General features: G+C 70.5%; 11 protein-coding genes. 9 read left to right on the top strand and 2 right to left on the bottom strand.

All coding sequences use genetic code 11. The features are described 5' to 3' along the window. Positions 1-71: 71 nt before the first annotated feature. The 6 genes from CRM73_RS02430 to CRM73_RS02405 all read left to right on the top strand — a co-directional run bounded on the left by CRM73_RS02430 (position 72) and on the right by CRM73_RS02405 (position 5,987). Entirely contained in the window at positions 72-1,097 is a 1,026-nt protein-coding gene (locus CRM73_RS02430) for a zinc-binding dehydrogenase (RefSeq protein WP_109221653.1), read from the top strand. Next, complete coding sequence (locus tag CRM73_RS02425) at positions 1,094-1,861, top strand: SDR family NAD(P)-dependent oxidoreductase (protein WP_109221521.1); 768 nt, start codon at positions 1,094-1,096, stop codon at positions 1,859-1,861. Before CRM73_RS02430 ends, CRM73_RS02425 begins: the two co-directional genes overlap by 4 nt. A gap of 60 nt (positions 1,862-1,921) precedes the next feature. After that, entirely contained in the window at positions 1,922-2,596 is a 675-nt protein-coding gene (locus tag CRM73_RS02420) for a bifunctional 4-hydroxy-2-oxoglutarate aldolase/2-dehydro-3-deoxy-phosphogluconate aldolase (RefSeq protein WP_109221522.1), read from the top strand. Continuing rightward, positions 2,593-3,558, top strand: coding sequence for a sugar kinase (locus CRM73_RS02415; RefSeq protein WP_109221523.1), 966 nt, complete (start codon positions 2,593-2,595; stop codon positions 3,556-3,558). The genes CRM73_RS02420 and CRM73_RS02415 overlap by 4 nt, the downstream gene beginning before the upstream one ends. Before the next feature lie 93 nt (positions 3,559-3,651). Then, on the top strand, positions 3,652-4,596 hold the full coding sequence (locus CRM73_RS02410; protein ID WP_229586695.1) for an NAD(P)-dependent oxidoreductase: 945 nt from the start codon (positions 3,652-3,654) through the stop codon (positions 4,594-4,596). A gap of 485 nt (positions 4,597-5,081) precedes the next feature. Further along, entirely contained in the window at positions 5,082-5,987 is a 906-nt protein-coding gene (locus CRM73_RS02405) for an endonuclease/exonuclease/phosphatase family protein (protein WP_109221525.1), read from the top strand. 26 nt (positions 5,988-6,013) lie between these two features. Here CRM73_RS02405 and CRM73_RS02400 read toward each other — a convergent pair whose 3' ends face one another. Continuing rightward, on the bottom strand, positions 6,014-6,283 hold the full coding sequence (locus tag CRM73_RS02400) for a hypothetical protein (RefSeq protein WP_144835689.1): 270 nt from the start codon (positions 6,281-6,283) through the stop codon (positions 6,014-6,016). Between the two features lie 161 nt (positions 6,284-6,444). Between CRM73_RS02400 and CRM73_RS02395 the strand changes: the two genes are divergently transcribed. Further along, positions 6,445-7,854, top strand: a complete 1,410-nt coding sequence (locus CRM73_RS02395) for a plasmid pRiA4b ORF-3 family protein (RefSeq protein ID WP_017834927.1) — start codon at positions 6,445-6,447, stop codon at positions 7,852-7,854. A gap of 23 nt (positions 7,855-7,877) precedes the next feature. On the opposite strand, the gene CRM73_RS02390 is transcribed toward CRM73_RS02395, so the two are convergent. After that, positions 7,878-8,633 carry a nuclease-related domain-containing protein gene (locus tag CRM73_RS02390; RefSeq protein ID WP_017834928.1) on the bottom strand — a complete coding sequence of 252 codons (756 nt, stop codon included), beginning with the start codon at positions 8,631-8,633 and terminating at the stop codon, positions 7,878-7,880. A gap of 586 nt (positions 8,634-9,219) precedes the next feature. Here CRM73_RS02390 and CRM73_RS02385 point away from each other — a divergent pair. Both CRM73_RS02385 and CRM73_RS02380 read left to right on the top strand, forming a co-directional pair. Then, positions 9,220-9,702, top strand: coding sequence for a hypothetical protein (locus CRM73_RS02385; protein WP_144835686.1), 483 nt, complete (start codon positions 9,220-9,222; stop codon positions 9,700-9,702). Between the two features lie 309 nt (positions 9,703-10,011). Then, a partial coding sequence (locus tag CRM73_RS02380; RefSeq protein ID WP_229586693.1) for a thermonuclease family protein occupies positions 10,012-10,911 on the top strand: 900 nt, incomplete at its 3' end.

Raw genomic sequence — 10,911 nt, 5'->3', positions numbered from 1 at the left:
GGACATGTGCCGCAGATCACAAGCATGTGACCGAGATACCCGAGCCCATCGATCCCCGAGAGGCACGCAGCATGCAGGCAGCCACCTACATCGGCAACAGCACCATCGAGATCAGCACCCGCGATCCCCACGCCCCCGCAACCGGAGAGGTGCAGATCGAGGTCGCCTACACCGGGATCTGCGGCACCGACCTCCACGTGCTGCACGGCAGCATGGACGCACGGGTCGCCCTGCCGGCGGTCATCGGCCACGAGATGTCCGGGCGGATCGCGGCGATCGGCCCAGAGGTCGACGGCTGGTCGGTCGGCGATCCCGTGACCGTCATGCCCCTGGACTGGTGCGGGCAGTGTCCCGCCTGCCGGGCGGGACATCAGCACATCTGCCAGAACCTCGACTTCATCGGCATCGACTCCCCGGGCTCCCTGCAAGGGCGGTGGAACGTCCCCGCCCACGTGCTGGTCCGGCTGCCCGAGTCCCTTCGCCTGGACCACGCCGCGCTGGTGGAGCCGGTGGCGGTGTCCGTCCACGATGTGCGGCGCGCCGATCTGCAGCCGGGCGAGAAGGCGGTGGTCATCGGCGGCGGGCCCATCGGCGTGCTCATCGCCACCACTGCCCGGCACGTGGGCGCGGAGGTCGTGGTCATCGAGCTCGATCCGAGCCGGCGCCGGATGATCCAGGACCTGGGCTTCGAGGTGCTGGATCCCACGGTCCAGGACCAGGTCGCCTGGGTCGAGGAGTGGACCGGGGGCGCCGGGGCCGACGTGGTGTTCGAGGTCTCCGGCGCGGCCGCCGCCGTGCTCGGCGCCACCGCTCTGGCGAAGGTCCGAGGGCGGCTGGTGATCGTCGCCATCCACCCCCAGCCCCGCCTCCTGGACCTCCAGCGGGTCTTCTGGCGTGAGCTGTCGGTGGTGGGAGCCCGCGTCTACGAACGGGCCGACTTCGAGGCCGCCGTGGAGCTGCTCACCGAGGGCGTGGTCCCGGCGGAGCAGCTGATCACCGCGATCGTCCCGCTGGCGGACACCGCCGGCGCCTTCGACACGCTGGCCTCCGGCGAGGCCATGAAGGTGCTCATCGACTGCCAGGCGGGCGCGGCATGAGTCCTGCCCTGTTCGATCTGACCGGAAAGCTCGCCGTGGTGACCGGGGCCAAGCGCGGCATCGGCAGGGCCATGGCCGAGGCGCTGGCCGCCGCCGGGGCGGACATCCTCGGTGTCAGCGCCACCCTGGAGCGGGAGGGGAGCGAGGTCTCCCGGGCCGTGGAGGCCCTGGGCCGGTCCTTCACCGCCCGCACCGTGGACTTCACCGACCGAGCGGCCGTCACGGCGCTGGGCCGGGAACTGGCGGCGGCGGACCGGCCCGTCGACATCCTGGTGAACAACGCCGGGACCATCAGAAGAGCTCCCGCCGCGGAGCACCCTGACGAGCTGTGGGACGAGGTCCTGCAAGTGAACCTCTCCTCGCAGTTCGTGCTCACCAGGGAGGTGGGCAGGGCGATGCTCACCCGGGGCGCCGGCAAGGTGATCTTCACGGCCTCCCTGCTGAGCTTCCAGGGCGGCATCAACGTCCCTGGCTACACCGCGTCGAAGTCAGGGATCGCCGGACTGACCCAGGCCCTGTCCAACGAGTGGGCCGCCCACGGAGTCACGGTCAATGCCATCGCCCCGGGCTACATCGCCACGGACAACACCCAGGCCCTGCGCGACGACCCGGACCGGTCTCGCGCCATCCTCGACCGCATTCCTGCGGGGCGTTGGGGTGCTGCGGGAGACCTCGCGGGGGCCACGGTCTTTCTCGCCAGCGCGGCCTCGGACTACGTCTCCGGCGTGGTCCTGCCCGTGGACGGAGGCTGGCTGGGGCGCTGATCCGCCCGGGCGGCGCGCCTGGCCCCCTCCCCTCCCGAAGCACCAGCGAAAGGACAGTCCATGATTCCCGTGCACGACGACGGAGGCACGCCCCGCTCGGCACCCTCCACCCTTCTGGCGACCACCCGGGTGGTCGCCGTGCTGCGCGCCGCCCACGCCCGCGAGTACGCCCCGGTCATCGAGGCCCTCGAACGCGGTGGCGTGCGCAGCATCGAGCTCACCCTCAGCACCGCGGGGGTCTTCGAGGAACTGCCCGTGCTGCTGGAGCGGTTCGGGTCCGCGGTGGAGATCGGGGTCGGCACCGTCACCTCGGCCCGGGAGGCCGAAGCCGCCCTGGACCGGGGCTCGGCGTTCGTCGTCACGCCCACCACCGACCCGGCCGTGGTCACGGCGTGCACCCGCCGTAAGGTGCCGGTCTATCCCGGCGGACTCACCCCCACCGAGCTGCACACCGGCTGGCAGGCCGGAGCGACCGCCGTGAAGGTCTTCCCCGCCTCCGTCGTCGGTCCCGGATACCTCGCCCAGCTGCGCGGCCCCTTCCCCGACTTGGAGATCGTGCCCTCCGGCGGGGTGAGCATCGACGACGCCCCCGCGTGGATCGCCGCCGGCGCCCTGGCCGTGAGCCTGGGCGGTCCGCTGCTCGGTGACGCCTTCGCCGGTGGGGACCTGTCGGAGCTGACCGCTCGGGCCCGGCGGGTGCGCGCTCTCGTCGACCAGGTGGGGGAAGAGCGATGAGCGCCCCCGCGACGACCGTGCCGTACGTCCTCACCTTCGGCGAGACCATGGCCCTGATGCGCGCCGACCGGCCCGGCCCCCTGGCGCATGCCTCTGGTCTGAGCCTGAGCATCGGAGGGTCCGAGTCCAACGTGGCCATCGGTCTCTGCCGCCTGGGTGTTCCCGTCGCGTGGTGCGGACGCGTCGGTGACGACTCCCTCGGGATCCTCGTGGAGCGGGAGATCCGCGCCGAGGGGGTGGACGCCCGCGTCATCGTCGACCCGGACGCGCCCACAGGCCTGATGATCAAGGAGAGCCGCACACCCTCGGTCCAGCGCGTCACCTACTACCGCAGCGGCAGCGCCGGTTCCCGGCTGACGGCGCAGGACATCGACGAGGAACTCATCACGGGAGCAGGACTCCTGCACGTCAGCGGCATCACCGCCGCCCTGTCCGCCGGGTGCCAGGACACTCTTCGCCACGCCGTCGCTGTGGCGCGCGGGGCCGGAACGCTCGTCTCCTTCGACTTCAACTACCGGGGCAACCTGTGGGACCGGGACACCGCCGGGGAGTTCTACCGGGACATTCTCGCCCAGGCCGACCTCGTCTTCGCCGGTGACGACGAAGCAGCCATCGCCGTCGGAGCGGGATCCGACCCGACCGATCTCGCCCACAAGATCGCCGCCTACGGCCCCCGGCAGGTCGTCATCAAGCTGGGCGGCGAGGGCGCCGTGGCACTGATCGACGGGGAGCAGTACCACCGAACAGCTGTGCCCATCGACGCCCTGGACACGGTCGGCGCCGGCGATGCCTTCGTGGCCGGATACCTCGCCGAGCTGATCCTGGGCCACAGCCCCGGCGAGAGGCTCGAGACGGCCGCGAAGACGGGAGCGTTCGCCTGCCTCGTCCCCGGCGACTGGGAGGGATTCCCTCGCCGGCACGAACTGGGAATTCTCGACATCCAGGAGACCGTCATCCGCTGACCCGAAACCCGTACCGTGCCGCCCGTCGCCTGCCGGGCATGTCGCCGCGAGAAGGTCCGCCCGACACCCACCCCGACCAGGAGAGCCCGACCGATGAAGATCTTGATCCCCGACACCACCGACATCAACCCGGACGACCTCACCGGTCACGAGGTGGTTCGCTACGACGCCGAAGCCCCCGTACCGCCGGAGCACACCGACGCGGAGGCCATCGTCGTCTGGGGCACCTCTCTCGACGTCCTGCAGGAAACGGCTCACCGACTCTCGCGCGTGGAGCTCGTCCAGGCGCTCGCCGCCGGACCGGACAGTGTGCTGGCCGCCGGATTCCGCGAGGAGGCGGTCATCTGCTCCGGCGTCGGCCTGCACACGAAGCCGGTGACCGAGCACGCACTGGCGCTCATCCTGGATCTGGTGCGTCGGTTGCCGGCCGCCGCCAACCGCCAGGCCGAACTCTCCTGGGACCCGGAGCTCGGCGGCCTGCAACCGCTCCACCCGGGGAAACGGGTCACGACGCTCCTGGACGCCCGCGTCCTCATCTGGGGCTTCGGTGCCATCGGACAGCACCTGGCTAGTCTCTGTGCGGCCCTGGGCAGTCAGGTCATCGGCGTTGCCCGGAGCGCCGGTGTGCGCGGCGGGTACCCGGTCATCACTCCGGAGCAGCTGCCGGAGCACCTGCCCGGGACGGACGTGCTCGTGCTCGTCCTGCCCCACGCCCCGGCGACGGAGCGCGCACTGAACCGCGAGAGGCTGGACGCTCTTCCGCGGAGCGCCTACGTGGTCAATGTGGGGAGAGGGTCGACCGTAGACGAAGACGCTCTCGTAGAGGCCCTCGCCACCGGGTCCATCGCCGGTGCGGCCATCGACGTCGCCGCTCAGGAGCCACTTCCGGCAGAGTCCCCGCTGTGGTCGGCGCCGCACCTCGTCATCACCCCGCACATGGCCGGCGGCCGGCCCATCGGGGCCGCCCACCTGCTGCGCAAGAACCTGGAGGCGCTGACGCAGGGTGGCGAGTTCACCAATCGGGTCGATCGATCATGAGCTGAATCCGAGACCTCAGGGGGCCAGCCGAGGAGCGCCTCCCCCAAGGACATGACGTCGAAGCACATCGCGACGGCCACCACGAACAACGGCATCGTCCTCCTCATGCACATACCGCGGTTGCCCATCCAGGCCACCGCACGAGCGGGCCAACCGGCTCTGCGACCGTGAGCACCTCCATCAGCTCGACCGCTTCGCTCCGGGTGGCCGACAGCTCAAGCACCAGGGGTCCATGCCCTCCTGCCCACGAGCAGAAGGGCACGGGCGAGACCGGGTCGTTCTTCTGCCCCTGCTACCGCACTGTTTTGGTCTGGACCAATCCATTGACTTCGTAAATTGGTCTAGTCCAAACTGAGGCAGTGGCATGGATCACTCTTGGAGTTCAAGGGGGACCCTCGTGATGCTCACATCGGGAAGCCCCGGCATGCCGCAGCTCTGCCCTTCGACCCCGAGATCGTGCCGCCCCACCACGAGGAGTACGCACCATGCTGAAGAAACTGCTGACCACCGGTTCTGTTGCAGCCCTGATCGCCGGCGGCACCCTGCTCGGGGCCGGACCGGCCCTCGCCGCACCCTCGAAGGCCGGCGGGAAGAGCACCGACGTGACCGTGATGTCCTTCAACATCCACTACGGCGCGGACGGCGACAACCAGTTCGACCTCGAGCGCACAGCCTCGGTGATCGAGGACTCCGGCGCCGAGATCATCGGCCTGCAGGAGGTGGACAACCGCTGGGGGTCACGCAGTGAGTTCCTGGACGAGGCGGAGTGGCTCGCCGAGCGGCTCGACATGCACGTCGTGTACGGCGCCAATCTGGACGAACCACCGCTGCCCGGCGACGTGGACAACCGCCAGTACGGCAACGCCGTTCTCAGCGAGTACCCGATCATCTCCTCGGAGAACCACCTCCTGACGAACATCGAGTACGAGGAGCGGCCCACCGAGCAGCGAGGCCTGCTCGAAGCCGTGGTGAACGTCCGCGGCAATCACGTCGCCTTCTACAGCACGCACCTGGACTTCCAGCGCGAGGAGCAGCGCGCACTGCAGGTCGAGGAGATCCTCGACATCACCGGTAACAGCGAGCGACCCGCGGTCATCGTGGGAGACCTCAACGCCGAGCCGGACGCCCCGGAGCTGCAGCCCCTCTTCTCGGTGTTCACGGACTCCTTCGCCGCCCTCGGGCAGGACGACGACTACACCTTCGGCCCCGACCTGGAAGGACTCCCCGGCAGCGGTTCCGTGGAGAACCCCAGCCTGCGCATCGACTACATCCTGACCGCACGCGGAGCCACGGCCACCTCGGCGAGGGTCGTCCAGACCACGGCGTCCGACCACCTGCCCATCGTGGCCGAGCTGTCGATCACGAAGACCCCCAACGGCAAGGTCAAGTAGCGGCAACGCACCACATCCCCGGAGCCTCAGGGGGTCCAGCCGAGGACCGCTTCCCCGAAGGTCATGACGCCGAACCACGTCGCGACGGCCACCACGGGGACCAGCAGCACCAGGTAGGACCGGCGCTGCACCAGCCGCACCCCGATGTAGGTGAGGAGCAACCACCACACGCCCAGGAGCACGATCGCCCACAGCGGAGCCATCAGCCCGCTGGCCATGTAGAAGAATCCGACCACCAGCTGGGCCAGGGCCGCGATCACCACGGCCACCACGAACAACAGCGTCGTCGTTCTCATATAGGAACTGTGCGCTCACATGGCGGAACCCGCAAGGGTCCACCCGGCTGCCCGCGGCGGTCCAAGGACCGCCGCGCCTGGTCGCCGGTCCTCGCAAGGGTCCCGGACGTCCGGGCCGTGGACACCTGACGTGAGGGCATCCAGGTTGAGAGGATGACCCCATGGCAGCACGCGCGGGAACCGGCCGGCAGACGCGGGATCTGATCCGCCTCAAGATCGTTCTGATGGACACCGACCCCGAGATCTGGCGGCTTCTCGAGCTGGACGCAGATCTCACGCTGGACCGGGTGCACGAGGCCCTGCAGGTCGCCATGGGCTGGCGGGACAGCCACCTGCACCTGTTCGAGGACACGGACCCCGACGAGCGCCTGCACCCGGTGGAGGGCGAGGTCCGGGACCCCCGGCGCTGGATGACCCACGAGGACCTGGAGGAGCTGGACGGCCTGCCCGAGACCGAGTGGACCCTCGGCCAGGTGCTGACCGAAGAGAGCAGTCCGTTGTACTACGAGTACGACTTCGGTGACCGCTGGATCCACCGCCTCGAGCTCGTCGAGCAGCTCACAGTCCCCGCGACGGAACCGGCTGCGCACGTGGATCGCGGCGAACGGCGAGCGCCCCCGGAGGACTGCGGCAGCACTCCCGGCTACGCCGAGCTGCTGGACGCCCTCGCCGATCCCCGCCACGAGCGTCACCGAGAGCTGACGGAGTGGCTCGCCGACACCGTCGGTCCGTGGCAGCCGTTCGATCCTGACCGGTTCGACGTCGACGCCGTCAACCACGAGCTGGCCCTCCGCTTTCCCGCCCCCGACGACGACGGACGCTCCGCCCCGCCCCCGGACACACCTCCCCTCGTCGCCGAGCTGGTGGAGCGGGTTCCGCCCGGTCTGCGCCCGGAATTTCGCACCTATCTGCAGTCGGCTGAGCCGGAGACTTCCGTGCTGGTCGACGCGGCCATAGCGGAGCGGATGGTGGCCCCGTACCGCTGGCTGATCCGCAGGGTCGGTGCCGATGGCTTGGATCTGACTGCTGCCGGGTGGTTGCCGCCGGCCGTGGTGGCCGAAGCCATGGACGAGTTCGGCTGGGATGAGCGCTGGATCGGGAAAGGCAATCGGGAGGAGTGGACCCAGCCGGTCAGGCAGCTGCGGGAGCAGGCCCACAGGCTCGGTCTGGTGCGCAAGCACAAGGGTCGATTGGTCCTGCCCGTGGCAGTCCGGAGGCTCGGGGACGACCCCGTGGGTCTGTGGTTCTTCGTGGCCCGGTCCATGGCCCACCGGCACCGGCACGACGTCAAGCGCGATGCCACGCTTCTGCTGGCCCTCGAGCTCGCGACAGGTCGCGCCGAGTCCCAAGACGAGGTGCTGCGGCGGATCGGCTTCGGCCTGGAGGTCCTCGGGTGGCAGGCCGCCGACGGATGGGGACTGACCCCCGACATGGTGCGCGACCAGGTCCGGGGCGGCTGGGACGTGTTCACCCAGCTGGGTGCGATCGGCAGACTGTCCGCGCTGGACGCACCGGACGCACCCGTACTTCCGGAAGGGCGCTCCTTCGCCCGCGCCGTGCTGCGCTCCTGACTGCGACTCCTCCGCCGCGCGGCTCAGAGTGCGTTGAGCACCGCCCGGAGCGGCTCACCCACGAAGAAAAAGAGCAGTACGGCGGCGGGACCGCCGAACCGCCACAGCTCGCGCCGCCGTCGCGCGCTCCGCACGGTATGCCGGAGCTCCGCGAAGCGCTCCTGCAGCGCAACCGGGTCCTCGGGCGGCGCAGGACTGTTGTGCCAGGTGCTGGGGACCACCGCGGCAGCCGAGATCCGGGCGACCTCCTGGTCCGTCAGCACGGGGCGCCGGCGCCGCAACCAGCGCAGCAGCTGCCGGTTCGTGACGACCTCGACCCCCGCGGGCCGGCGCCTGATCGTCAGGTTTTTCGGCTCGATCAGCACCAGCACCGGGGTGACCGGGACCGGCTCGCCCACCGCGGCGCTCAACCGCCTGCCGGCCCGCGCCGCCTCGTGGCGTGAGTGCGAGAGGTAGTGCTGTTTGTGCCCGTCGATCATGACGGCGCGGTCCGCGACCCACACTGTCCTGCCTGCATGGTTCTTGGTGTTCAGCGTGAACACCCCGGCGGGACCGATCAGCACGTGGTCGATGTCCGAGGCCCCGGCACCGACCGGCACGGCGTGCAGCACCGTCCATTCCGGGCCCAGACGACCCAAGATCTGCCCGACGGCGATCTCTCCCAGCGCCCCCCGGTACCAGGAGCGGCTCTCGGCGCTCAGCGGACTGGCGCCCGCGAGCCGGCCCCACCACGTGCGGGGCGGCTGGCCCTCCTGCAGCCGCAGCGTCGCGGCAATCACCTCCTGACCCGCGCCTCGAACGGCCAGGCTCGGTACCGGTACCGGTGCCGGTACCGGTACCGGTGCACTGTTCCCCGCGGGCGGCCCGAGCAGCCGGAAGGCGGCGAACCCCGTGGAGCGGATGGGTGGCGGGGATGCAGAGTCGGCGGAGGGCGGCATGGTCGTCAGCTTTCGGACAGGGCGTGAAGGTTTTCCTGCATCACACGTCTTTGCATTAGTACACATCAAGTGGCAGCGCCTTCGTTCCGTTGTGTGACGCCATCAGCGCCTGGTCACCCGGCCCTCACACCGGGCCCGTGTCAACGGCCGGCGATGCTTCCTGGTGGAGTTCAGGTGATCTCTCCGTTCAGTGCGAGCTGTGATTCCCGCCGGCACAGACCCCGCCTGGGCAGTGTCCAGGACAGCACCTCGGCGCGGGCCAACATGTTGCGAACGGTCACGGTGATCGCGGGGGTGGATTTTCGCACCAACACCAGTGACGGCCGCCCCTTCGGAGTGACGACGACGTACTGTCAGGGATACGCAGGAGCGTGCCCTGACTTCGTGAAGAACGCTCTGAACATCTGGGGGGTTGATGGACGTGACCGTGACCGGCGGAACCTTCCTGCACGAGCTGTCCATGGTCGAACGCGCCCAACCGCACAGCCTCATCACCGGCGTCACGCTGGCCCAGGAGACCGCCGACGTGCAGTGCGTGACGGGGCCGCCGGTGTCCGTGCCGCTGACAGCCGGGCGGAGGCGCATCGCACAGCTGCTGAGCAAGGTTGCCGGACCCATCACCCCGCCGGCCGCACAGGATCCCGACACCTACCCGGACACCCCGGACCCCCAGCAGCTGTGGAGCGAGCTCCTGGACGACCTGGGTGCTTACCTCCCTGACCTTTCCCACGCCGACCCCGATCTGCGGCTGGTCTCCGTGCACCGGGACGGGGCAACCGCGCGGATCCAGGTCGCCAACAGCACTCGGCAGTTCACCCATGGAGTGCCCCTGGACAGCGGGGAGCCGCCGGCCGCGGTGACGGTCGACATCGCCGCCGCGTTCGCCGCGGCACCGGAACCCCTGCGCTAAGACCGGGCCTCGTTGCCGGTGTCGGCTCTGCTCCCTGCCGGTGACTGCTGGGTCCAGCGGCCTGGCGGCATGGTCTGCCTGGCGCTCCCGGCGCTCACCGGCACCTTGGCAGCCCTCGAAACACTCGCGTCGGAGCACGCCACCGGCCAGGTCGTGCCGGAGACCATCCGAGATGCAGAGAGCCGCGCCTGAGCCCGCGGCCGCAGAACTGGGGACACCAGCTTCCCGGGTGATTGCAGATGCATCCATAGGCTGGAGGGGAACTGACGCTTTCCTGACAGGACTTCCGTGGCCCCCTCCTCTCCCACCTTGCTCCGACTGGGCGCCTCCGCGCTCGTCCTCGCGCTCCTGACCGGCTGCGGCGGGTCGGCGGCCTCCAGCGACACGACGTCGTCGTCGAACGCCGCCTCCCCCGAGACCTCCGCCGCCCCGGAACTGCGCGGCGAGCGCGCCGTGGTGGAGCGGGTGATCGACGGCGACACCGTCGACGTCCGGCGGGACGGTGAGGTGGTGCGCGTGCGGCTGCTCAACATCGACACCCCGGAGACCAAGGACCCGAACGAGGTCGTCGAGTGCCTCGGCCCGGAGGCGACCGCGCTGCTGGAGGAGCTCCTGCCGCCGGGCACCGTGGTGGGCCTGGAGTACGACCAGGAGCGCACCGACCGCTACGACCGCACCCTGGCCGGGGTCTTCCTGGAGGACGGCACGCTGGTCAACGCCGAGATCGCCCGCCAGGGCCTGGGCACGCCGCTCTACATCGCGCCCAACGGCCGGTTCCTGCCGCCGGTCGAGGAGGCCTTCGCCGAGGCGGAGCAGCAGCAGGCCGGCCTGCTCGACCCCACCCACGGCTGCACGATCCCGGCGCAGGTGCAGCAGGCGACGAGCGCGCTCGCCGACGCCGCACCGGCGGATCTGGCCGATGCGGCCGGGGAGATCGCGGCCGCCGTCGCGTTCCTGGCGGCGCTCGACGCGGTCGACGGCGACGCGCACCCGCACGTCCGCCATCTGGCCGGGCTGCCATCGCTCACGAGCGGGATCTCGGGCGTCCGCCAGGACGTCGCGGCCCTCCAGGAGCGCGCCGCCGAGCAGCGCCGCGCGGCGGAGGCCAAGGCTGCGGAGCGCAGAGCGGCCGAGGACCAGCGCCGACAGGCGGAGGCGGACGCGGCCCGTCAGGCGGAGTCCGCCCGGCAGGCCGAGCTCGACCGCCAG

The sequence above is a fragment of the Kocuria sp. CCUG 69068 genome (assembly GCF_020833785.1).
In the GTDB taxonomy this organism is placed as follows: Bacteria; Actinomycetota; Actinomycetes; order Actinomycetales; family Micrococcaceae; genus Kocuria; species Kocuria rosea.
The sequence above is the reverse complement of the archived record's forward strand: the minus strand, read 5'-3'. Positions and strand labels throughout refer to the sequence as shown.

Coding starts and splice junctions, on each gene's coding strand:
- CRM73_RS02430 (WP_109221653.1), top strand. CDS start 72: ATGCAGGCAGCCACCTACATCGGCAACAGCACCATCGAGATCAGCACC.
- CRM73_RS02425 (WP_109221521.1), top strand. CDS start 1,094: ATGAGTCCTGCCCTGTTCGATCTGACCGGAAAGCTCGCCGTGGTGACC.
- CRM73_RS02420 (WP_109221522.1), top strand. CDS start 1,922: ATGATTCCCGTGCACGACGACGGAGGCACGCCCCGCTCGGCACCCTCC.
- CRM73_RS02415 (WP_109221523.1), top strand. CDS start 2,593: ATGAGCGCCCCCGCGACGACCGTGCCGTACGTCCTCACCTTCGGCGAG.
- CRM73_RS02410 (WP_229586695.1), top strand. CDS start 3,652: ATGAAGATCTTGATCCCCGACACCACCGACATCAACCCGGACGACCTC.
- CRM73_RS02405 (WP_109221525.1), top strand. CDS start 5,082: ATGCTGAAGAAACTGCTGACCACCGGTTCTGTTGCAGCCCTGATCGCC.
- CRM73_RS02400 (WP_144835689.1), bottom strand. CDS start 6,283: ATGAGAACGACGACGCTGTTGTTCGTGGTGGCCGTGGTGATCGCGGCC.
- CRM73_RS02395 (WP_017834927.1), top strand. CDS start 6,445: ATGGCAGCACGCGCGGGAACCGGCCGGCAGACGCGGGATCTGATCCGC.